24 protein-coding genes and 1 tRNA gene are annotated in these 19,648 nt (G+C 68.6%); 9 read left to right on the top strand and 16 right to left on the bottom strand.

The window, feature by feature from the left end; all coding sequences use genetic code 11:
* The first annotated feature begins 3 nt into the window (after positions 1-3).
* Entirely contained in the window at positions 4-465 is a 462-nt protein-coding gene (locus FFS08_RS11235; RefSeq protein WP_137862006.1) for an Lrp/AsnC family transcriptional regulator, read from the top strand.
* Positions 466-486: 21 nt separating this feature from the next.
* Here FFS08_RS11235 and FFS08_RS11230 read toward each other — a convergent pair whose 3' ends face one another.
* Positions 487-1,656 carry a phospholipase D-like domain-containing protein gene (locus tag FFS08_RS11230; RefSeq protein ID WP_137862070.1) on the bottom strand — a complete coding sequence of 390 codons (1,170 nt, stop codon included), beginning with the start codon at positions 1,654-1,656 and terminating at the stop codon, positions 487-489.
* A 190-nt stretch (positions 1,657-1,846) separates the two neighbouring features.
* Between FFS08_RS11230 and rpoZ the strand changes: the two genes are divergently transcribed.
* Positions 1,847-2,191 (top strand): DNA-directed RNA polymerase subunit omega, encoded by a 345-nt coding sequence (gene rpoZ / locus FFS08_RS11225; RefSeq protein WP_116839672.1) that lies wholly within the window; start codon positions 1,847-1,849, stop codon positions 2,189-2,191.
* 68 nt (positions 2,192-2,259) lie between these two features.
* On the opposite strand, the gene FFS08_RS11220 is transcribed toward rpoZ, so the two are convergent.
* Genes FFS08_RS11220 through FFS08_RS11210 form a run of 3 tightly spaced genes read right to left on the bottom strand, consistent with a single transcriptional unit; the run spans position 2,260 to position 4,335 of the window.
* Positions 2,260-2,547 (bottom strand): hypothetical protein, encoded by a 288-nt coding sequence (locus FFS08_RS11220; protein ID WP_137862005.1) that lies wholly within the window; start codon positions 2,545-2,547, stop codon positions 2,260-2,262.
* Positions 2,544-3,230, bottom strand: coding sequence for an RlmE family RNA methyltransferase (locus tag FFS08_RS11215; protein ID WP_137862004.1), 687 nt, complete (start codon positions 3,228-3,230; stop codon positions 2,544-2,546). Before FFS08_RS11215 ends, FFS08_RS11220 begins: the two co-directional genes overlap by 4 nt.
* Before the next feature lie 52 nt (positions 3,231-3,282).
* The gene (locus FFS08_RS11210; protein ID WP_171012571.1) at positions 3,283-4,335 is read right to left on the bottom strand and encodes a Ppx/GppA phosphatase family protein; all 1,053 of its coding nucleotides are present in this window, start codon (positions 4,333-4,335) and stop codon (positions 3,283-3,285) included.
* A gap of 158 nt (positions 4,336-4,493) precedes the next feature.
* Here FFS08_RS11210 and FFS08_RS11205 point away from each other — a divergent pair.
* A tRNA-Gln gene (locus FFS08_RS11205) sits at positions 4,494-4,567 on the top strand.
* Positions 4,568-4,701: 134 nt separating this feature from the next.
* Here the strand turns inward: FFS08_RS11205 and FFS08_RS24220 are convergent.
* From FFS08_RS24220 to FFS08_RS11175, 6 genes are all read right to left on the bottom strand, one after another.
* Entirely contained in the window at positions 4,702-5,298 is a 597-nt protein-coding gene (locus tag FFS08_RS24220) for an RcnB family protein (protein ID WP_137862003.1), read from the bottom strand.
* 87 nt (positions 5,299-5,385) lie between these two features.
* A complete protein-coding gene (gene rutA, locus FFS08_RS11195) occupies positions 5,386-6,450 on the bottom strand; it encodes a pyrimidine utilization protein A (protein ID WP_137862002.1) in 1,065 nt (354 codons plus the stop codon).
* A 3-nt stretch (positions 6,451-6,453) separates the two neighbouring features.
* Positions 6,454-7,233, bottom strand: coding sequence for a pyrimidine utilization protein D (gene rutD / locus FFS08_RS11190; protein WP_137862001.1), 780 nt, complete (start codon positions 7,231-7,233; stop codon positions 6,454-6,456).
* Positions 7,233-7,616, bottom strand: a complete 384-nt coding sequence (rutC, locus tag FFS08_RS11185) for a pyrimidine utilization protein C (protein ID WP_137862000.1) — start codon at positions 7,614-7,616, stop codon at positions 7,233-7,235. Before rutC ends, rutD begins: the two co-directional genes overlap by 1 nt.
* Before the next feature lie 5 nt (positions 7,617-7,621).
* Positions 7,622-8,347 carry a pyrimidine utilization protein B gene (gene rutB, locus FFS08_RS11180; RefSeq protein ID WP_283214619.1) on the bottom strand — a complete coding sequence of 242 codons (726 nt, stop codon included), beginning with the start codon at positions 8,345-8,347 and terminating at the stop codon, positions 7,622-7,624.
* Entirely contained in the window at positions 8,344-8,817 is a 474-nt protein-coding gene (locus FFS08_RS11175) for a TlpA family protein disulfide reductase (RefSeq protein ID WP_331483273.1), read from the bottom strand. Before FFS08_RS11175 ends, rutB begins: the two co-directional genes overlap by 4 nt.
* 109 nt (positions 8,818-8,926) lie before the next feature.
* Here FFS08_RS11175 and argH point away from each other — a divergent pair, with 109 nt between their 5' ends.
* From argH to FFS08_RS11150, 5 genes are read left to right on the top strand one after another with little or no spacing between them, the layout of a single operon-like run.
* On the top strand, positions 8,927-10,306 hold the full coding sequence (gene argH, locus FFS08_RS11170) for an argininosuccinate lyase (RefSeq protein WP_137861998.1): 1,380 nt from the start codon (positions 8,927-8,929) through the stop codon (positions 10,304-10,306).
* Positions 10,303-10,551 carry a hypothetical protein gene (locus tag FFS08_RS11165; RefSeq protein WP_137861997.1) on the top strand — a complete coding sequence of 83 codons (249 nt, stop codon included), beginning with the start codon at positions 10,303-10,305 and terminating at the stop codon, positions 10,549-10,551. Before argH ends, FFS08_RS11165 begins: the two co-directional genes overlap by 4 nt.
* A 19-nt stretch (positions 10,552-10,570) precedes the next feature.
* Entirely contained in the window at positions 10,571-11,833 is a 1,263-nt protein-coding gene (gene lysA, locus FFS08_RS11160; RefSeq protein WP_137861996.1) for a diaminopimelate decarboxylase, read from the top strand.
* The gene (locus FFS08_RS11155; protein WP_137861995.1) at positions 11,830-12,561 is read left to right on the top strand and encodes a precorrin-2 dehydrogenase/sirohydrochlorin ferrochelatase family protein; all 732 of its coding nucleotides are present in this window, start codon (positions 11,830-11,832) and stop codon (positions 12,559-12,561) included. Before lysA ends, FFS08_RS11155 begins: the two co-directional genes overlap by 4 nt.
* Complete coding sequence (locus FFS08_RS11150) at positions 12,558-13,511, top strand: CorA family divalent cation transporter (protein WP_137861994.1); 954 nt, start codon at positions 12,558-12,560, stop codon at positions 13,509-13,511. Before FFS08_RS11155 ends, FFS08_RS11150 begins: the two co-directional genes overlap by 4 nt.
* Positions 13,512-13,518: 7 nt before the next feature.
* On the opposite strand, the gene FFS08_RS11145 is transcribed toward FFS08_RS11150, so the two are convergent.
* The gene (locus FFS08_RS11145; protein WP_249341020.1) at positions 13,519-14,067 is read right to left on the bottom strand and encodes a response regulator transcription factor; all 549 of its coding nucleotides are present in this window, start codon (positions 14,065-14,067) and stop codon (positions 13,519-13,521) included.
* 50 nt (positions 14,068-14,117) lie between these two features.
* A complete protein-coding gene (locus tag FFS08_RS11140) occupies positions 14,118-14,663 on the bottom strand; it encodes an NADPH-dependent FMN reductase (RefSeq protein WP_137861993.1) in 546 nt (181 codons plus the stop codon).
* Between the two features lie 98 nt (positions 14,664-14,761).
* Between FFS08_RS11140 and FFS08_RS11135 the strand changes: the two genes are divergently transcribed.
* Positions 14,762-15,841, top strand: coding sequence for a CaiB/BaiF CoA transferase family protein (locus FFS08_RS11135; RefSeq protein WP_171012570.1), 1,080 nt, complete (start codon positions 14,762-14,764; stop codon positions 15,839-15,841).
* Between the two features lie 50 nt (positions 15,842-15,891).
* Here the strand turns inward: FFS08_RS11135 and FFS08_RS11130 are convergent, their stop codons facing one another.
* From FFS08_RS11130 to fliR, 4 genes are read right to left on the bottom strand one after another with little or no spacing between them, the layout of a single operon-like run.
* Positions 15,892-16,290: a flagellar export chaperone FliS gene (locus tag FFS08_RS11130; RefSeq protein ID WP_137861991.1), complete on the bottom strand. Its 399-nt coding sequence runs from the start codon at positions 16,288-16,290 to the stop codon at positions 15,892-15,894.
* Positions 16,290-17,696, bottom strand: coding sequence for a flagellar filament capping protein FliD (fliD, locus tag FFS08_RS11125; RefSeq protein WP_137861990.1), 1,407 nt, complete (start codon positions 17,694-17,696; stop codon positions 16,290-16,292). The genes FFS08_RS11130 and fliD overlap by 1 nt, the downstream gene beginning before the upstream one ends.
* Positions 17,697-17,741: 45 nt before the next feature.
* A complete protein-coding gene (locus FFS08_RS11120; RefSeq protein WP_137861989.1) occupies positions 17,742-18,878 on the bottom strand; it encodes an EscU/YscU/HrcU family type III secretion system export apparatus switch protein in 1,137 nt (378 codons plus the stop codon).
* Positions 18,878-19,648, bottom strand: coding sequence for a flagellar biosynthetic protein FliR (gene fliR, locus FFS08_RS11115; RefSeq protein WP_137861988.1), 771 nt, complete (start codon positions 19,646-19,648; stop codon positions 18,878-18,880). Before fliR ends, FFS08_RS11120 begins: the two co-directional genes overlap by 1 nt.

Genomic DNA, 19,648 nt, shown 5'->3' with positions numbered 1-19,648 from the left:
ATCATGAGGAAGGCCCCAACCATAGTCGAATTGGACGAGTTCGACCGCAAGATCGTCGCCGCGCTTGCCGCCGATGGCCGGATGACGGTGACCGAGCTGGCCCGGCAGGTGGGGCTTTCCAAGACCCCGGCCCAGGTGCGGCTCAAGCGGCTGACCGATGCGGGCGTGATCCGCGGCTTCCGCGCGATCGTCGATCCGGCGCGGCTGGGCCTCGACCATATCGCCTTCACCGAAGTCAAGCTGGCCGACACCCGCGAAAAGGCGCTGCAGGAATTCAACGCGGCGGTGCGGCGCATTCCCGAGGTGGAGGAATGCCACATGCTCGCCAGCAATTTCGATTATCTGCTGAAGGTGCGCACCGCCGACATCCGCCGCTACCGGATCGTGCTGGGCGAGAAGATATCGAGCCTGCCGCACGTCGCCAGCACCTCCACCTTCGTCGCGATGGAGACGATCAAGGATTGAGCCGCGCAGGCGCGCTGGACCCTAGCCCTGCGGCCGCGAGCCCCTGGGGCCGAAGTTGAGCCGCCGCGTGACGTTGTAGTCGAGCACCGCCATCACGAAATAGGCCGCCGCCTGCTTGATCCGCGTCCAGGGGCCCGTGCGCGCCTTGTAGAGTTCGGGCGTGATCCGCTCCGAACGCGCCACTTCGCCGTCGACGAATGCGCGGACATAGGCGGCGAAGCCGGGATCCTCGACGCGGAACATCAGCTCGAGATTGAGGAACATCGAGCGGATGTCGAAATTGGCCGAGCCGATGTTCACCACATCGTCGAGCAGGAACAGCTTGGTGTGGAGCTTGGTCGGCTGATATTCGTAGATCTGCACGCGCTTCCTGAGCAACCCGGCATATGTGAAGCGGGCCGCCCAGATCGCGGCGCCGTGATCGAGCTTGGACGGCAGGATCAGCCGCACCCGCCCGCGCAGGCCGGCCCGGTCGAGCCGGCGGAGCATCGCCGGATTGGGCGCGAAATAGGCGGCCATGATGTCGATCGAGTGCGCGCGCTCCATGTCGCGCTTCACTTCGCGCGCCCAGGGCGAGAGCCGCCGCATCGGGCCGCCGAACAGCCAGCGGGTCGCGCCCTCGGGCTCGCTCCAGGCGCGCAGCGTCTTCGCCAGCTTGCGCAGGCTGCCGCGCGGCCGCCGCGCCCAGTTGGACAGCGCATCGTAATAGCCGACCAGGCGGCTCGCCGCCGGCCCCTCGACCAGCAACCCCAGGTCCCGCCACGCGGCCTGCTCGATCGTACCGAAATAGCTGTCCTCGATGTTGAACCCGCCGACGATCACCCGCGCCTCGTCGGCAAGCGCGAGCTTCTGGTGGTTCCTGAGCAGATAGCGCCGCCCCCAGCGCGGCACGAAGCGGCAGACGTCGACGCCGGCCGCATGGAGCGGATCGAAGAAGCCGTGGCTCTGGGCGTGCTCGCTGCCCAGCCCGTCGACGATCAGGCTCACCTTCACGCCGCGCGCCGCCGCATCGATCAGCCCCTGGCGCACCGCGGCGCCGGCCGCGTCGTCGACATAGATGTAATAGAGCACCCGGAGCGTCCGCTCGGCGCGGCGCATCAGGTCGAGCAGCGCCTCCAGCCGCTCGGGCCCGTCCGGCAGCAGAGTCAGGCGGTTGCCGTCGACCTCGTGGCTCGGCTGAGTGAAGCGCATCGAAGGTTGATGCGGGAGCAGGACGGCGGGGGCAAGAGGGGCGAGACCTTCCAAGACAAGCTCCGAACGTTGCGGCAGCGTTCCAACGCACGCGGCACGATTCGGTTCGCGCCTCCATTTTCTTGACTTTTCCACAGCCGGACCCTAAGTCGCCGCCTTTCCCGAACTTTCGTTTTTCAAGGAAGCGTAGATGGCGCGCGTCACTGTCGAAGATTGCGTCGACAAGGTTCCCAACCGTTTCGATCTCGTGCTGTTCGCGGCGCAGCGCGCCCGCCAGATCTCGGGCGGCGCCGATCTGACCATCGATCGCGACCGCGACAAGAATCCGGTCGTCGCCCTGCGCGAGATCGCGGAGGAGACGGTGCGCCCGACTCACCTCGAAGAGGCCGTGGTCTCGAGCCTGCAGCGCGTGCAGATCGACGATGAGGAAGCACCGGACGAAGTCGGCTCGATCGCAGCTTCGGCCGAGGCGCTGCGCCTCACCGCCGCCGCGCCGCCGCGCAACCAGAATCTGGGCGGCGACTACGACGGCTGAGCCGGCGAATCGCTGACCCCATGGCAAAGGGGCCCCGGAAGCGATTCCGGGGCCCCTTTGCCATTCGGCTATGCGCTGCGCCCGGAACGACGCCAGACCGTGATCGGCACCGCGACGAGCACGAAGACCATCAGCAGCGGATAGGCCCATAGCCCGGCGCGGTCATTCTCGATCCAGGCAATTGCGATCAGGTCCGGCACGGCGAGGATCGGCGCGATCTTGGCCAGCCGCCACAGCGACCGACCCCGCCGGTCGGCCAGGCGCGTTTCGGGTGGGCGGGCAAGCAGGATCAGCGTCGCGATCACCTTGAGCCCAAGCGCCAGGATCACCGCCGCCCGGAGCAGGTCGACGATCATTCCTCCGCCGGAGCGGCCCTGGCCCGCCCCTTGAAGCCCTGCGCCACCACGAACCATTCCACCGAGCCCTTGCGGCTCGACGGCGGCTTGGCGTGCTTCACCGTGGCGAAGTTGCGCTTCATCTCCGCGACCAGCGCCGAATCGGCGCCGCCCGCGAACACCTTGGCGACGAAATCGCCGCCCGGCTCGAGCACCTGGATCGCGAAATCGAGCGCGGTCTCGACCAGGCCCATGGTCCTGAGCGCGTCGGTCTGCGGATGGCCGACGGTGTTGGCCGCCATGTCCGACACGATCAGGTCGGGCATGCCGCCCAGTTCCTCGATCAACCGATCGGGGGCGGCATCGTCCATGAAGTCCATCTGCAGGATCACCGCGCCGTCGATCGGATCGACAGGCAGCAGGTCGATGCCCACCACCGGGGCCTTGGGCAGGCGCCGGCGCACCACCTGCGTCCAGCCGCCCGGGGCGATCCCCAGGTCGAGCACGCGCTTCTTGCCCTTCAGAAAGCCGAACTTCTCGTCGAGCTCGATCAGCTTGTAGGCCGCCCGGCTGCGATAGCCCTCCGCCTTGGCGCGCTTGACATAGGGATCGTTGAGCTGGCGTTCGAGCCAGCGCGTCGATTGCGGGGTGCGACGCTTCGCCGTCAGCACGCGGGTATGGCCGCGTCCGCCGCCTCTGCTCATATCTTCATTCCTATTGCCCCGGTGCGCATCCTGGCACCGTCAACGGAAAACGTCACAGGATTCTCCCGTTGATCAGGCGGCGCAGGATGCCCTCGCGGATGCCGCGATCGGCGATGCCCAGCCGTTCGGCCGGCCATAGATCGAGAATCGTCTCGAGGATAGCGCAGCCGGCGACGACCAGGTCCGCGCGCTCCGAGCCGATACAGGGCACCTGGCTGCGCTCGGCCATGCTCATCCCCGCGATGCGCTGGCTCACCTCGCGCATCGCGGGCGCGGGAACGATCAGCCCGTCGACCACCGACCGGTCATAGGCCGCAAGGCCCAGATGCACGCTGGCGAGCGTGGTGACGGTGCCCGAGGTGCCGAGCAGCCGCCGCGTGCCGCGCGGGGTGCGCAGGCGTCTCGCAAAGGGCGCGAAGCTCTCCGCCACGCGGGCACGCATGCGCGCATAGAGCGCGGCGCGCTCCTCGGCGGTCGCGGCGCTCCCCGATGCCTCGGTCAGCGACACGACCCCCCATGGCGCGCTGTGCCAGTCGAGGATGCGGGGCGCTTCGCCGCGCGAATCGACCAGCACCAGCTCGGTCGAGCCGCCGCCGATGTCGAACACCAGGGCCGGGCCGTCGCCGGGCTCGAGCAGCGCGTGGCACCCCAGCACGGCGAGCCGCGCCTCTTCCTCGGCAGTGATGATGTCGAGCGCGATGCCGGTCTCGCGATAGACGCGCTCGATGAACTCGGCGCCGTTCGAGGCCTGGCGACAGGCTTCGGTCGCCACCGAGCGGGCGAGGATCACGTGACGGCGCTTCAGCTTCTCCGCGCAGATCCGCAGCGCGGCGATCGTGCGCTCGATCGCCGCGTCGGAGAGCTTGCCGCTGGTGGCCAGCCCCTCGCCCAGGCGGACGATGCGCGAAAAGGCGTCGACCACCGCAAAGCCCGACCCCTGTGGGCGGGCGATCAGCAGGCGGCAATTGTTGGTGCCGAGGTCCAGCGCGGCATAGTGGCGCGCTTCACCCGGCCGGCCGCGGATCGGCCGCTCCATGGGCGGCGCTGCCCTCCGGATTTTTCCGGAACCACGGCCGCGGGGCATATTGGCGGTGCCATCCCCCATCGTATCACTCGCTTATGTTCTGTTCCGTCACGGCTTTTTCGCCGCCGGTGCTTGGAAGCGAGGCTAGCCGAGACCGGCGGCGGGGGCAAGGCGGGCCCGTTGACAGCGCCGCGCAGCCGCCCTATTGCGCGCCGCCTGCCGGCTGTGATGCCGCGTGATGCCCCGTCGTCTAAAGGTAAGACCACGGACTCTGACTCCGTTAATTGAGGTTCGAATCCTCACGGGGCATCCAACTTTCTCTCATCAAATCGGGAGAGCCCGGTTCCGGGCGGGCGCGACGGTGCCGCGCCGGATCGGTCGGGGCCGGCAACTGCACCGGGAAAGGGCGGAAGGACGCGATCCGGGGCCGGACCGCGTCCTCCGCGATCAATAGAAGGCGCCGTAGATCACGTCGACCACCCGGCGGCTACGCACGTTGACCAGCAGCAGATCCGGCCCATAGCGCACCCAGCGATAGCCCGGAGGCGGCGCGCCCAGGCCCATGTCGTACCAGCCGTCATAATAATAGCTGTTCGACAGGAAGATCAGCGGCAGCAGCCCGCCGATCGACCAGCGCTGATAGCGATAGCCGCGTGGATAGGCGAAGGGCGGGCGATGGATCGGCCGGAAATTGGGCGGGCGGCCGATGCCCGGCCGATGCGGCGGGCGCGCGATCGGGGGCCGCGGCGCGGGCGGACGCGCCACCGGCGGCCGGGGAGCGGGCGGACGCGTCCCGGGGCGGCCGGGCTGCGACGGACCGGGTCCGGGCGGACGAACGCCCGGCTGGCCCGGATCGGGGCGCCCCGGGCCGCCGGGGCCGCCCGAAGGCGGACGCTGACCCGGTTGGCCAGGGCGATCCGGACGGCCCGGACGATCCGGACGATCCTGGCGGTCGCCACGGTCGCCGGGACGCTGCTGCTGCGCTTCGGCAAGCGGTGGTGCGAGGAGAATCGCCAATGCGGCGAGGGAAGTCAGCTTCTTCATGCTTTCTCTCCGGCTTTGAGGGAGGTCTTCGTCCCCATTGGCCCGACAGCGAAACGACCGAACATCGGAAAGGCTGCACTTTCCGGCTCAGCGCCCCGCGCGGCTCCTCATCAGTGGCTGGATGCGGGTGCCGAAATTTTCCACGCCCTCCAGGAAATCGTCGAAGGTGAGCAGCACCCCGCCCGTGTTCGGGACTGCGGCCATCTCGTCGAGCATGCGCGCCACGCTCGCATAGCTGCCCACCAGCGTACCCATGTTGATGTTCACCGCCCCCTCGGGCGCCGCGAGCTGGCGGACGTTGGTCGTGGGGTTGTTCTTGTCGGCCGCGCCCTGGTCCATCAGCCACCGGATCGCGTCGATATCGACGCCGTCATTGTACGACTTCCACTTGGCCATCGCCGCCTCGTCGGTCTCGTCGGCGATCACCATGACGAGCACGAACACCTTCACCTCGCGCCCGGTCTTCGCAGTGGCGGCGGCCAGCCGCTCGTTGTTGAAGGCGAAGGCGGTGGGCGTGTTGACGCCCTTGCCCAGGCAAAAGGCATAGTCCGCCCATCTGGCCGAGAAGGCGAGGCCCTCGTCCGACGAGCCGGCGCAGATGATCTTCATCTCGCCCTGGGGAGTGGGGCGGACGAGGCAATCGTCCATCTGGTAATATTCGCCCCTGAGATCGCTGCGGCCGGTTTCCCACAGCTCGCGCAGGATCTGGGCATATTCGCCGAGCATCTGGTAGCGGTTGCGGAAATGCTCGTCGCCCGGCCACAGCCCCATCTGGCTATATTCGGGGCGCTGCCAGCCGGTGATCAGGTTGAGCCCGAAACGGCCATGGCTGATCGAATCGATCGTGTTGCACATGCGCGCGGCAAAGGCCGGCGGGATGACCAGCGTGGGGCAAGTGGCGTAGATCTTGATCTTCTCGGTGACGGCGGCGAGGCCGGCCATCAGCGTGAAGCTCTCCAGCCCATATTCCCAGAACTCGGTCTTGCCGCCAAAGCCGCGCAGCTTGATCATCGAGAGCAGGAAATCCAGGCCGTGCTTCTCGGCCCGGAGCGCGATCTCCTTGTTGAGATCGAAGCTCGGCATGTACTGCGGCGCGTTCTCGCTGATCAGCCAGCCATTGTTGTTGATGGGAACGAAGACGCCGACTTCCATGTGTTAGCTCCCCAGAAATGCGAGCACCCGGGCTTCGAAGCCCGGCGGATCGGTCACGTTGCAGGCGTGTCCTCCCCAAGGCATCCGGACAAGTTGCGCCCGTGGAATGACTTGCGCAAGCTCTCCCGAACAGGACGGCGGGACGAGCGCGTCGTCGTCGCTGGCGAGCAGGAGCACGGGCGTGGCGAGCGGCATTGCCGCAAGCCGGTCGATCAGGTCGAACCGAACGGCCTCCAGGATTCGCGCTTCGATCATTTCCCTTGGGAACGCCGCAACCTGATGATCCTCTTCCTCTTCGAGCTGGACATGATGCTCCGACGTCCATTGCGGTGGGAACAGGAAGATCGGCTGGGCGTGGACATATTCGCGAGGACCATAGGCGCGCAGCAGCGCCAGCCGGGCATCGAAGCACCGCGCGGTATAGGGATCGAGCCGGCCCCAGCCATTGACCACGACCAGCCTGTCGACCCGCTCCGGTGCGTCCAGCGCCAGGTGCAGCCCACCCATCCCGCCGATCGCATGGCCGAGGATCGAGGCCTTCTCGATGCCGAGCGCGTCCATCAGCAGGCGGATATCGTCGCCGATGCTCTCGATGCGCGGCGTGACCGTCCGGTCGGATCGGCCGGTGCCCCGATGATCGTAGAGGATGACGCGGAAGCGCGCCGCCAGTTCGGGCAGGTTGGGCAGCCAGTACTTGCCCGATCCGCCCATGCCGGCGGAAAGGATCAGCGGCGGTGCACCCGCCGCGCCATGTTCCTCGTAATAGAGGCCCCCCGCCTCCATCAGCCGATATGCGCTACCGAGGCGATCTCGACCAGGCAATCGGGCTTCACCAGCTCGGCCTTGACGCAGTAGCGCGCCGGCTTGGCGCCGGGGAAATATTCCGCATAGACCTGATTGAAGACGGGATAGTCGGTGAAGTCCTTGAGGAAGATGTGGTTCATCGCCACGTCCTCCAGCGTTGCCCCGGCGGCCTCCAGCGTGGTTCTGATCACTTCGAGGATATGGCGGGTCTGGCCGGCGGCGTCGCCGACATGGAGCACGATGCCCCCTTCGCCCAGCGCCAGCACGCCCGAGACATAGACGGTGTTCCCGGCCTTCGCCCCGGCCGAATAGGGTGCGATCGGGGTGGGGAACTGCGGCGGATTGATCGGCTCGAACGGCATCGCGCTTACTCCCTGGGCAACTGGCCGAAGCTGCCGCAGAAATCGGCGGTGGTCGAGACCCAGCCGAAGAACTTCTCGACATTGTAGACCGTGGCTTCCTGCATCATCGGCGGCCCCAGGTGATGTGTCGCATCCTCCAGCATCACCCCGAAATATTCCAGGTGGAAGCCGTCGCGCAGCGTGCTCTCGACGCAGACATTGGTGGCGATGCCGACAAAGACGATGTTGCGGATGCCGCGCGCGCGCAGCGTCGAATCGAGCTGCGAGTTGAAGAAGGCGCTGTAGCGCGTCTTGTGGAGGCGGATGTCGCCGGGCCTGGGCGCCAGCGCATCGACCAGTTCATAGTCCCAGGTGCCACGGGCGAGCAGCTTGCCCTGGAGTTCGGGCCGCGCGCGCATGGTCTTCAGCGCATTGGACTTGTGCCAGTTGGGCGAGCCCGGACCGCCGGCCTCGACATAGTCCGGATCCCAGCCGTTCTGGAGATAGACGACCGGCATGCCCGCCGCCCTTGCCGTGTCGAGCACCGCGGCGATCTTGTGAATCGTCCCCGCCGAGCCGGTGATGTCGAACCCCGCCTGGTCGACATAGCCGCCGGGCGAGGCATAGGCGTTCTGCATGTCGATCACGACGATCGCCGTCTCGTCGGCGCTGACCCGGATCGGCTCCGGCCGGGCAGGCAGCGTGACGATGCGCGGACCGCTCAGGTCGCGGCCGACCGAGGCTTCCGTCACGCGGCTTCGCCCAGCAGCGCGGCGGCCTTGGCGCCCGCCCAGTCCATCTCGCCCGAGACGCGCCAGACTTCCCTGCCCGCCGCGTCATAAAGGATGGTGGTCGGCAAATTGGCGTTCATGCCGAGGCTGAAGGCCATGTCCGGATCGGTCCAGGGCTTGAGATGCCTGAACCCGGACCTGGCGAAATAGGGATCGACCAGTTCGCGGCCCTTCATGTCCTGGCTGAGCGTGATCACCGGCAGCGCCGCGCCCTTCCGCCCCGCCAGCGCATCGAGCGTCGGCATTTCGGCGCGGCAGGGGATGCACCAGGTCGCCCAGAGATTGAGCAGCACCGGCTTGCCCCTGAACGCGGCGAGCGTGGTCTTCCTGCCGCCGGGGTCGAGAAAGGCGAAGGCCGGTGCCGCCTCGCCCTTGTGCGAGCGATCGACCGCGCGGGGCGGCATCGACGCAGCGGCGTTGCCCGCCGGCATAGTTTCGTTTGCTTGGCTTCCGGGCCCGGAGCGCTTATCGCACCCCGCGATCATCAGGGTGCCGAGCAGGAGAAGTGAGATAGCCGAGCGCAAGGACAGCTCCAATGCCATGTGGGGCGGGCGCTTCGCCGAAGGCCCGTCCGCGGTGATGCGCGAGATTAACGCATCCATCCCCTTCGACAAGCGGATGTGGCGCCAGGACCTGCGCGGCAGCCAGGCGCATGTGACCATGCTGGGCGCGCAGGGCATCGTCGCCGCCGAGGACGCGGCGGCGATCCATGCCGGGCTCGACCAGGTGGCGGCCGAGTTCGAAGCCGAAGGGGTGCCCGAGGACCTGGCGCTCGAGGACATCCACATGCTCGCCGAATCGCGGCTGGCCGGGAAGATCGGCGCGGTCGCCGGCCGCCTCCACACCGCCCGCTCGCGCAACGACCAAGTGGCGACCGACTTCCGCCTGTGGGTGCGCGACGCGATCGACCAGGCCGAGGCCGCGCTCGGCGCGCTGCAGGACGCGCTGCTCGCCCGCGCCGAGGAACATGCCGACAGCGTGATGCCGGGCTTCACGCACCTCCAGGTCGCACAGCCGGTGACGCTCGGCCATCACCTGATGGCGTATTTCGAGATGTTCGCGCGCGACCGCTCGCGCCTCGCGGATGCCCGCGCGCGGCTCAACCTCTGCCCGCTCGGCTCGGCGGCGCTCGCCGGCACCGGCTTCAACCTCGACCGCGAGGCGACGGCGCGCGCGCTGGGCTTTGACGGGCCGACGCGCAACTCGCTCGATTCGGTCTCGGACCGCGATTTCGCGATCGAATATCTCACTGCCGCCGCCCAGACTGCGCTCCACCTCAGCCGGCTGGCCGAGGAGTTCGTGATCTGGGCCAGCCAGCCCTTCGGCTTCGTCTCGCTGAGCGACCAATGGTCGACCGGCAGCTCGATCATGCCGCAGAAGCGCAATCCCGACGCGGCCGAACTGGTGCGCGGCCATTCGGGCCGGATCACCGGCGCGCTCGTCTCGCTGATGATCACGATGAAGGGCCTGCCGCTCGCCTATTCCAAGGACATGCAGGACGACAAGCCGCCGGTGTTCGAGGCACATGACCTGCTCGGCCTCTCGATCGCGGCGATGACCGGCATGGTCGAGAGCGCGGCCTTCCGGCTCGACCGGATGCGCGCCGCCGCCGAGGCCGGCTTCTCGACCGCGACAGACCTGGCCGACTGGCTGGTGCGCGAAGCCGGCGTCCCGTTCCGCGAGGCGCATCACATCACCGGGCGCGCGGTGGCGGCGGCGGAAGCCGGGGGGATCCGTCTCGATCAGCTATCGATCACCCAACTCAAGGAAATCGACACGCGGATCGATGACCGCGTATATGACGTTCTCAGCGTCGATGCTTCGGTATCGAGCCGGACGAGCTTCGGCGGCACTTCGCCCGGGCGCGTGCGCGAGGCGATCGCGGCGGCGAGGAAGCGCCGCCAGGAGGAAGAGCGATGAAGCGACTGGTGGTGTTGACGATCGCATGCATCGGCGGGCTCGCCCTGGCGAGCTGCGGCGCACGCGAATCGCTCAAACCCGTGGCGACGGCCGCGCTGCCTCCCGCGCCCTATGGCGCGAAAGCGACGCCGTCGCCGGACGATCTCCTCCGAGCGCCGCCGCAGACCCGCCCGGCGCGGAGCGACGATCTCATCCAGAGTTCGGACAAACGGCGCAGCGACACCTTCGACCTGCCGCCACGCTAAGCACACAGAAAGTCTTTCAGTGTCTCATTTCGAAATGATCGGCGGCACGCTGCACGCCGAGAATGTCCCGCTCGCGCACATCGCCGAGCAGGTCGGTACGCCAGTCTATGTCTATTCGACCGAAGCGTTCCGCGAAGCCGCCCGCGCCTTTCGCAAGGGGCTGGAGCCGGTCGGCCGGCACCATGTCGCCTTCGCGGTCAAGGCCAATCCGAATCTCGCGGTGCTCCGCCTGCTCGCCAATGAAGGCTTCGGTGCCGACGTCGTTTCGGGCGGCGAGCTGGCGCGCGCGCTGGCCGCCGGCATCCCGGCGCGCGACGTGGTATTCTCGGGCGTGGGCAAGACCCGCAAGGAGCTGCACCAGGCGCTCGATGCCGGGATCGGCCAGTTCAACCTCGAGCTCGAGGAAGAAGGCGTCGTCCTTGCCGAGATCGCACGGTCCAAGGGGATGACTGCCCCGGCGGCGCTGCGCGTCAATCCGGACGTCGATGCCGGCACGCACGAAAAGATCTCGACCGGCAAGGCCGAGAACAAGTTCGGCCTGCCGATCGACCAGGCCCCGGCGATCTTCGACCGGCTGGCCAGGCTCGAGGGCATCGACCTGCGCGGTGTGGCCGTGCACATCGGCAGCCAGCTGCTGAGCCTGGATCCGCTCGAGGCCGCGTTCGAGCGCGTCGGCAGGCTCGTCACCGAGCTGCGCGCCGCGGGCCACACGATCAGCCATGTCGATCTGGGCGGCGGCCTGGGCGTCGCCTACAAGCCGGGCGACGTGCCGCCGACCTCGGCCGCGTTCGGCGAGATGGTGGCGCGCGTCACCAAGGACTGGGACGTCGAGCTGATGTTCGAACCGGGCCGCCACATCTCGGCCAATGCCGGCGTGCTGCTTACCGAAGTGCTGTGGGTGAAGCCCGGCGTGACCAATCCCTGGGTGGTGGTCGACGCCGCGATGAACGACCTCGCCCGCGTCGCGCTCTACGACGCCTGGCACGGCTTCGCCTCGGTCACCGCCAATGGCGAGACGATGGTGGCGAACGTCGCCGGCCCGGTCTGCGAGAGCAGCGACGTCTTCCTCAAGAATCGCGAGATCGACCGGGTGAAGAGCGGCGACCTGGCGGTGCTGCAGAGCGCCGGCGCCTATGGCGCGACCATGGCGAGCACCTATAACAGCCGCGCGCTGGTGCCCGAGGTGCTCGTCTCGGGCGACCGCTTCGAGACGGTCGCCGGCCGGATCACCGCCGAGACGATCATGGGCGCGGAACAGATCCCGGACTGGCTGGAAAAATGACGCTCGCCGCCCTGCCGATCTTCGTGAAGCTGGCGGGGCGGCCGGTCATGCTGATCGGCACCGGCGAAGCGGCGGAAGCCAAGCGCCGGCTGCTGATGCGCGCCGGTGCCGTGATCGTCGGCGAGGATGCAACTGCTTCGCTCGCCATCGTCGCCGCGGACGATCCCGAACCCATCGTCGCGCGCCTGCGTTCGCGCGGCATGCTCGTCAACACCGTCGACCGCCCGGACCTGTGCGACTTCACCTTGCCCGCGATCGTGGCGCGCGATCCGGTGCTGGTGGCGGTGGGCACGGGCGGTGTGTCGGCCGGGCTGGCGGCGGCACTGCGCCAGAAGCTCGAGGCGGCGCTGCCCGCCGATCTGGGCGATACCGCGCGCGCGCTCCGCGATGCCCGGCCCGAATTGCTCGCGCTTTTCCCCGACGCGGCCGACCGCCGCCGCGCCATCGCCGCCGCGCTGGCGGAGGGGCTCGGCAGCGACGTGGTGGAACGGCTGCGCGCGCCGGCGGCCGCGCGGCTGCTGCGCTTCACGCTGCACAGCGCCGACCCCGACGATCTGACGCTCCGCCAGGCGCGCGCGCTTGCGCAAGCCGAGCGGGTGTACCACCTTCCGGCCGTGCCGACCGCCATTCTCGACCGCGCCCGCGCCGATGCCCCGCGCATCGCCCTTTCCGCTCCTCCCGAAGCGCCGGGACCCGGCCTCTCGGTGTGGCTGGAGATCGCCGGATGAGCGGCTTTGCCTATATCGTCCGCGACGGCAAGGTCGAGCAGCCGATCCTCAAGGAAGCGCTCGGCAAGGATGCCGGCCTCAGCTGGATCCACCTCAACACCAATGACGAGCGCGCCCAGGTCTGGCTGCGCGGCGAGGCCGAGCTCGCCCAGCCGGTGATCGACGCGCTCACCGCGATGGAGACGCGCCCGCGCTGCGACCTGTTCGGCCCGGCGGCGCTGGTCAATCTGCGCGGCATGTCGTCGGAAGCGCTTGGCGGCTCCGATCCCCTCGCCTCGATCCGCATCTACGCGCATGGCGGCTGCGTCTTCTCGGTCTCGCGCAAGCAGCTCAACGCGATCCAGCCGGTGCGCAGGCAAGTGGAGGAGGGCAAGATCCTCGATCCGGGCGACCTGATCGCCGCGATCGCCCAGGCGATCACCGAGGAGCTCGACCCCATGGTCGCCGAGCTGGGCGACACGCTGGACGATTGCGAGGAACATATCTCGCAGCACCGCGCCTTCGACCTGCGCCGGCTGGTCAACGAGACGCGCGTGAAGGCGATCGGGCTGCGCCGCTTCCTCTATCCGCAGCGCGCCGCGCTGGAGAAGCTCGCCGCGCTGCCGGTCGCATGGCTGGCCGATGACGACCGGCTCCACCTCGCCGCCGCCGCCGACCGCGCCGCGCGCATGGCCGAGGAGCTGGAGAGCATCCGCGAGCGCGCGGCGCTCACGCACGAGACGCTCACCGACCTGCGCGCCGAGCTGATCGACCAGCGCTCGCTGGTGATCGCGGTGGCGGCGATGGTGTTCCTGCCGCTGACCTTCATCACCGGCCTCTATGGCATGAACGTCGAGGGCCTGTGGTTCGCGAGGGAGCCATGGGCGTTCGACGCGATCGCGATCCTCTGCCTGGCGGTCGCCTTCGTGATCACCGCCTATTTCGTCGGGCGGCACTGGTTCGAACGCTGAGCCGCGCTCAGGCGCGCTGGCGGCGCTCCAGCTCGACCCGGGCGACGGCAAGCTCGCTGCGCACTTCGCCCAGCTCGATCGCTCGCGCGGCGATGCGTGCGTCGAGCGCGAGGTTGGAACGCTTCAGTTCCTCCATGCGGTCGGAGCGCGACAAGGTCCGTTCGATCCGCGCGGCCAGTTCCTCGAAGGGATAGGGCGCCGTCACATAATCGTCGGCTCCGGCCTGCAACGCTTCGACGGCACCGCCCGGATCGTCATGGCTGGTGACCATGATCACCGGCAGGTCGGCCGTGTCGCGGGTGCCGCGGATCTCGTGCAGCACATGGAGTCCGGAAACTTCCGGCATTACCCGGTCGAGCAGCACCAGATCGAAGCCCCGCGCCGATATCAGCTCGAGCGCCTGCGATCCGCGATCCGCGAGCACCACGAGATAGCCGAGCTGGCCGAGCCGATGCGCGAGGACATGGAGACTGGTCCGGCTGTCATCGACCGCCAGGATGGTGCGCATGGCGCGTCGGCGATTGCCGATGCCTTCCTGTGCCGAAGCCTCGTCCATGCCTCCATTCTAGGAAGCAAGCCTCACGAAAGCGTTAAATGCCGGGCAACCTAGCCCGGCCGGCGTTCCAGGAAAGTGAAGATCTGATCCACCATCACCACCATCGGGCCGTTGCACTTGTCCACCGCGTCGCCCGGCTCGGCGGTGTTGATCGCCAGGCCCATCGGCGTCGGCCAGCCGCGCAGCGCATGGGTGATGGTGCGCAGCGCCTGCAGCGTCGAGACCGCCGCCTGCCAGCCAGCGGCAGTGGCGATCAGGCCCACCGGCAAGCCGTCGAGATAGGGGCGCTCGTCCTTGCTCAGCGCCTCGACATAGTCGAGCGCGGTCTTGACCAGCCCGGAGAGCGTGCCGTGATAGCCGGGCGAACCGACGATCACCGCGTCCGCCGTGCGCAGCGCTTCCAGATAGCGGCCGACGGCGTCGTTCCCCTCGACATTGCCCGGCTCGTAATGCGGGAAGGCAATCGCCTCGCCGGTGAGCAAGGTAGTGCGGGCGCCGCGCGCCGCGGCCATTTCGAGCGTTGCCGCGAGCAGCCGCCCGGTGGCGGATTCGGGCCGCAGGGTGCCGCCCAGCGCGACGATGTGGGGTGCCGACATGGCCCACCCGCTAGCCTAAAGCACGGGCGAGCGCCAGTGCGTGGACCTGAGGTGCGGGAGGCGGCTATGGATCGGTGGAATCACCTGTGGGGGACATGATGGTTGCAGCTACGCACGGGCCCCTGGCGGGCTTGCGCATCGTCGAGCTCGACATGCCCGGCACCGTGCTGTTCGCGGGCATGCTGCTCGCCGATCTGGGCTGCGACATCGTGCGGATCCGGCGGCCCGGCAGCGAAGCCAGCACGGTGGCGGCGAATCTCTATCGCGGCCGCTCGCAAGTGTCGCTCGACCTGAGCCAGGCGGCGGGGCGCGAGCAGGCGCTGGCGCTGATCGCCCAGGCGGACGGCGTGATCGAAGGCTATCGCCCCGGCGTCGCCGAGCAGGTGGGGCTCGATCCGGCGCGCTGCCTCGCGCTCAATCCGCGCCTGGTCTATGCCCGCGCCAGCGGCTGGGGACGCGAGGGGCCGCTCGCCGGCACGCCGGGCAACGACATCAACCATCTCGCCCTCTCGGGCGTGCTCCACGCCATCGGCCCGGCCGCCGCGCCGGTGCCCCCGCTCAACCTGATCGGCGAATATGCCGGCGGATCGCTGTTCCTGGCGCTCGGCCTGGTCTCGGCGATCCTCGCTGCCCAGGCGACCGGGCGGGGGCAGGTGATCGAAGCGGCGCAGGTGGACGGCGCCGCTTCGATGATGTCGCTCTATTATGCGCTCCACGCCTCGGGCCGCTGGGCCGATGCCCGGGCGGCCAACATGATCGACGGGGGCGCCCCCTATTATCGCTGCTATGCCTGTGCCGATGGGCGGCACGTGGCAGTCGGCGCGCTCGAGCCGCACGCCTTCCGCGCGCTTTGCGACGGGCTCGGCATCGCGCCGCACGGGTTCGACCAATATGACCGTGCCTGCTGGCCGGCGCTTACCGAGGCGCTCGCCGCCGCCTTCGCCTCGCGCGGGCGCGACGAATGGGCGGCACTGTTCGAAGCGGGCGGCGGCTGCGTGACGCCGGTGCTTTCGCTCAACGAGGCGCCGCTCCATCCGCACAATCGCGCACGCGGGACCTTCGCCGTGCAGGACGGCGCGATGCAGCCGATGCCGGCGCCGCGCTTCTCGGGCACGCCCGCCGAAGCGACGCCGCCGGTGGACGAGGCCGTGGCCGACATCCTCGCCCGCTGGGCCTAGGGCAGCTTGCAATGCAGGATGATGGGGCCGCGCGGAATCGGCGATGCGGCCTAGCCCGCCTTCAGGCTGCTCCAGGCGCGGGCGATCTCGTCCAGGCTGTTCGCCGCTTCGCGAAACGGGGCGGGATCGGTGCCGGTGGCGGCCTGCAGGACCTCGCCGCGCAGCCCGTGATAGAAGGTGGCCAGCGTGCGGGCGACATCGCCGCCGCGCTCGAAATCGAGCCCGGCTTCCAGCGCGAACAGGATCGCGGTGGCCCGCGCCACGCGCTCGCCGCGCACCGAATAGTTGCTGCGCTCCACCGCCCAGGCCGCCGTGCGCAGCGCGGCGATCCCCTCTTCGTAGAGCAGCCCGACCAGCGCGTGCGGATCGCCGCCGGCGGTGCGGCCGACGATGTCGATCTGGCGATAGGTATCGGCGGGGTTGGCGGCGAGCGCCGAGGCGTACCGCATCAGTTCTTCGCGTTCCAGGAGTCGATCTGCTGCTTCAGGAAGGTTTGCGTCGACTTGTAGGCCGCGACCTTGGCGTCCATCGCGGCGAATTGCTGGGTCATGCGATCGCGCATCTTAACAGTGTCCGCCGCGATCTTCGTCTTCTCGTCGGCGAGATCGTCCTGCGCCTTGCCATATTTGTCGGCGCTCGCGCCCAGCCCGGTCTTGGAACTCGTGGCGATCGCCGCGACGTCGGAAAGCGCCTTGGCGAGGCCGGCATTCTCCGTGAACATCTTCTCGACGTCGCTCGGATAGGTGGTCAGCACCTTGGAGAGGCGCGCGGTATCGAGGCTGAGCGTGCCGTCGCGATTGGTCTTCACGCCGAGATCGGCAAGCGCCGAGGGCACGTTCTTGCCCGCGCCGGGCACCAGCGCGCTGAGGCTCAGCCGCTTGAGCTGCTGGAGGAGCTGCTTCGCCGCCGGATCGGACTTGAGCGGGCCGTTGACCGGATCGGTCGCCTGCTGCACCGCCTTGAACACTTCGTTGTAGGTCTCGACGAAGTTGGCGACCGCCTGGCTGATCGCGGTGGTGGGCGCGCTGGCGCCGATCATCACCTTGGTGCCGACCGAGGCCGAGACCAGGTCGATCCGCGCACCGGGGATCATCGTGGTTATGCTGTTGGTCGGGTATTTCGCCTCGACGCCGTCAAGCGCGACCCGGGCATCCTGCGCGGCCGCGTTGATCGTGGATCCATCGACGCCGGGACCGACGGCGAGCTGGGCCAGGCCGTCGGTGCCACTCAGCGTGAAGGCCTGGGACGAGCCGGTCCCGCTCTTGAGCACCAGCCGGGCGCCGTTCGCATCGCTCAGGATCGTCGCGGTGACGCCCGCCTTCTTGGCGTTGATCGCCGCGGCGACGTCGGCAAGCGTTGCATTGGGCGAATCGATGGTGATGTCGATCGGCGTGGCCGCTCCGGCAGTGAAGCCGGTCATCGCGCCATCGGCCACCGTCGCGCTGCCGAAGGTGAGAGTGAGCTTGCCCGCTCCCACCACCGAGCCGCTGCCGCCGCCGAAGGACGGCGAGCTCGAGACCTGGCCCTGGGCGAGCTGGCGCACTTCCATCGTCGCGCTGAGGCCCGCGAGATCGGCACCCGACAGGCGCGTGATGTTGAGGATGCCGGTGTTCGAGCTGGTCGGCTGGGTGGCGAGCGAGCCCGAGCTGGTCAGCGAGGCGAGCGCCGAGGCGAAATCGCTGATGTTGCTCTTGATCGTCCCCACCGTGGAGATCTGCTTGGTGAGCGTATCGCTCTTGTTGGTAAGCGCCTGGTTCTTGTTGGCGAAGCTGTTGTCGACAAGCGACTGGACCAGCGCGGTGATGTCGATCCCCGATCCGGTGCCCAGCGTCTTTGCGATCGATTCGACGGCCATCTCGTCCCCCTGCTCTTCCGGTAAACGGCCGTCGGCGCCGCGGCTTTAGTGCGCGCGCGCCTGTTTTCGGCCGTTCTCGTCGAAAAGTGCCGTCTCGGGCACCGTGATCGCCGGCTGGACCGAACCGGCGCGCTTGCTGACCTGGAAGACGAAGGCGAGCACCGTCGCCACCGCCATGTAGAGATCGTCGCGAATCTCCTGATTTTCCTTGCTGGTGTAATAGACCGCGCGGGCGAGCTGCGGATATTCGAGGATCGGCACGTCAAGCTCGCCGGCCAGCTCGCGGATCGCCAGCGCCGTGGCGCCGCGGCCCTTGGCCACCACCACCGGCACCTGGTCCTTGCCCTGCTCGTAGCGCAGCGCCACGGCGAAGTGCGTCGGGTTGGTGATCACCACATGCGCGGTCTCCACTGCCTTGCGGAAGCCGCCCTTCAGGATCTGGCGCTGGCGCTGGCGCTGCGCGGCCTTGGCTTCGGGCGAGCCTTCGCTTTCCTTGTGCTCGTCCTTCACTTCCTGCTTGGTCATACGCAGGCGGTTCATGTGCCGGAGGATCTGGATCGGCAGGTCGATGCCCGCGATCAGCATCAGCCCGCCCGCCATCACGAACAGCAGCGTCAGGAACTCGCCGCCCATCGCGCCGATCGCGCCGTGCAGATCGGCCTCGACCAGCCCGAGCGAGCGGCGGGTGAGCGACCAGAGCAGCCAGGTGCCGATGCTGCCGAGCAGCACCACCTTGAGCAGCGCCTTGCCCATCTCGATCCAGCCGGTGGGGCCGAAGATGCGCTTGAGGCCCGAGCCCGGATTGATGCGCGAGGCCTTGGGCGCGAACAGCTTGGAATTCCAGCGCAGCCCGGCGAGCCCGGCATGGCTGAGCACCGCGCCGGCGACCGCGACCAGCAGCAGCCCGCCGATCGGCAGCGCCAGCTTCCATCCCGCCTCGGCGATCGGGCGCCAGGGCTCGAAATCCTCGATATCGGCCCGGCCGAAGCTGAAGCTGCCGACCATCACTTCCTTGCACGCACGGATCAGCGCCGGGCCCAGCATCGCCATCCAGGCGCAGCCGAGCAGGACGATCAGCGCAGTGCCGAAATCCTTCGAGCTGAGGATCTGGCCCTCGTCCGCCGCCTTGCGCTTGCGCTTGGGTGTCGGGGCTTCCGTCTTTTCGCCGCCGGACTCCGACATCAGCCGAGCACCAGCTGCGGCATCATCGCGAGCGCCTCGCGGATGATGACGACGAGATAATCCCCCATGGCGGGCAGCGCGAGCAGCAGCGCGACCACGCCGAACAGCAGGCTGGCGGGCAGGCCCACCGCGAACAGGTTGAGCGCGGGCGCGGCGCGGCTCAGCATGCCGACGATCAGGTTGAGGCAGAGCAGCAGGAAGCCGATCGGCAGCGAGAGCAGAAGGCCGGCGAGGAAAGTGTAGCCGCCGAACATCGCGATGCCGAGCAGCCGCTCCGGCGCGATCCAGGCGCCCGGCGGCATCACTTCATAGCTGCGCACGACCAGCTCGACGAGGACGAGGTGCCCGTCGAGCGCGAGGAAGATGAGCGTGAGCATCAGCGACAGGAAGGTGCCGATCGCCGGCGTCGCATGGCCGCTGGCCGGATCGACTGCATTGGCGAAGCCCAGGCCCATCGACATCGAGATCACTTCGCTCGCCACCATCGGCGCGGCGAAGGCAACCTGGAGCACGAAGCCCATCGCCAGTCCGATCAGCGCTTCGGCCGCAATGGCGAGAAAGGTCGTGAGCGAGAAGATCTCGGCAGGCGGCGCGACGTGCGCGACGTTGAGCACCAGCACGCCGATCGCGCCGGTGAGCGCGATGCGCGCCGGCAACGGGATCGCCACCGCGCTGAACACCGGCGCCGCAACGAACGCCGCGCCGATCCGCACCATGGCGAACAGCAGCGCCCAGAGCTGCGGCTCAATCGAGAGGCCGAAGCCCATCAT

The organism is Sphingomonas sp. 1F27F7B, from assembly GCF_005503355.1.
GTDB lineage: Bacteria > Pseudomonadota > Alphaproteobacteria > Sphingomonadales > Sphingomonadaceae > Sphingomonas.
The sequence above is the reverse complement of the archived record's forward strand: the minus strand, read 5'-3'. Positions and strand labels throughout refer to the sequence as shown.

Bases quoted from the DNA above. Each gene is read 5' to 3' on its own strand.
- fliR (WP_137861988.1), bottom strand. From the start codon at position 19,648: ATGATGGGCTTCGGCCTCTCGATTGAGCCGCAGCTCTGGGCGCTGCTG.
- rutA (WP_137862002.1), bottom strand. From the start codon at position 6,450: ATGGAAGTCGGCGTCTTCGTTCCCATCAACAACAATGGCTGGCTGATC.
- FFS08_RS24220 (WP_137862003.1), bottom strand. From the start codon at position 5,298: ATGAAGAAGCTGACTTCCCTCGCCGCATTGGCGATTCTCCTCGCACCA.
- FFS08_RS11135 (WP_171012570.1), top strand. From the start codon at position 14,762: ATGGTTGCAGCTACGCACGGGCCCCTGGCGGGCTTGCGCATCGTCGAG.
- FFS08_RS11130 (WP_137861991.1), bottom strand. From the start codon at position 16,290: ATGCGGTACGCCTCGGCGCTCGCCGCCAACCCCGCCGATACCTATCGC.
- FFS08_RS11140 (WP_137861993.1), bottom strand. From the start codon at position 14,663: ATGTCGGCACCCCACATCGTCGCGCTGGGCGGCACCCTGCGGCCCGAA.
- FFS08_RS11230 (WP_137862070.1), bottom strand. From the start codon at position 1,656: ATGCGCTTCACTCAGCCGAGCCACGAGGTCGACGGCAACCGCCTGACT.
- fliD (WP_137861990.1), bottom strand. From the start codon at position 17,696: ATGGCCGTCGAATCGATCGCAAAGACGCTGGGCACCGGATCGGGGATC.
- FFS08_RS11175 (WP_331483273.1), bottom strand. From the start codon at position 8,817: ATGCCGGCGGGCAACGCCGCTGCGTCGATGCCGCCCCGCGCGGTCGAT.
- rutC (WP_137862000.1), bottom strand. From the start codon at position 7,616: ATGCCGTTCGAGCCGATCAATCCGCCGCAGTTCCCCACCCCGATCGCA.
- rpoZ (WP_116839672.1), top strand. From the start codon at position 1,847: ATGGCGCGCGTCACTGTCGAAGATTGCGTCGACAAGGTTCCCAACCGT.
- FFS08_RS11145 (WP_249341020.1), bottom strand. From the start codon at position 14,067: ATGGACGAGGCTTCGGCACAGGAAGGCATCGGCAATCGCCGACGCGCC.
- FFS08_RS11120 (WP_137861989.1), bottom strand. From the start codon at position 18,878: ATGTCGGAGTCCGGCGGCGAAAAGACGGAAGCCCCGACACCCAAGCGC.
- argH (WP_137861998.1), top strand. From the start codon at position 8,927: ATGTGGGGCGGGCGCTTCGCCGAAGGCCCGTCCGCGGTGATGCGCGAG.
- FFS08_RS11155 (WP_137861995.1), top strand. From the start codon at position 11,830: ATGACGCTCGCCGCCCTGCCGATCTTCGTGAAGCTGGCGGGGCGGCCG.
- FFS08_RS11165 (WP_137861997.1), top strand. From the start codon at position 10,303: ATGAAGCGACTGGTGGTGTTGACGATCGCATGCATCGGCGGGCTCGCC.
- FFS08_RS11215 (WP_137862004.1), bottom strand. From the start codon at position 3,230: ATGAGCAGAGGCGGCGGACGCGGCCATACCCGCGTGCTGACGGCGAAG.
- FFS08_RS11220 (WP_137862005.1), bottom strand. From the start codon at position 2,547: ATGATCGTCGACCTGCTCCGGGCGGCGGTGATCCTGGCGCTTGGGCTC.
- FFS08_RS11235 (WP_137862006.1), top strand. From the start codon at position 4: ATGAGGAAGGCCCCAACCATAGTCGAATTGGACGAGTTCGACCGCAAG.
- FFS08_RS11210 (WP_171012571.1), bottom strand. From the start codon at position 4,335: ATGGGGGATGGCACCGCCAATATGCCCCGCGGCCGTGGTTCCGGAAAA.
- FFS08_RS11150 (WP_137861994.1), top strand. From the start codon at position 12,558: ATGAGCGGCTTTGCCTATATCGTCCGCGACGGCAAGGTCGAGCAGCCG.
- rutD (WP_137862001.1), bottom strand. From the start codon at position 7,233: ATGGAGGCGGGGGGCCTCTATTACGAGGAACATGGCGCGGCGGGTGCA.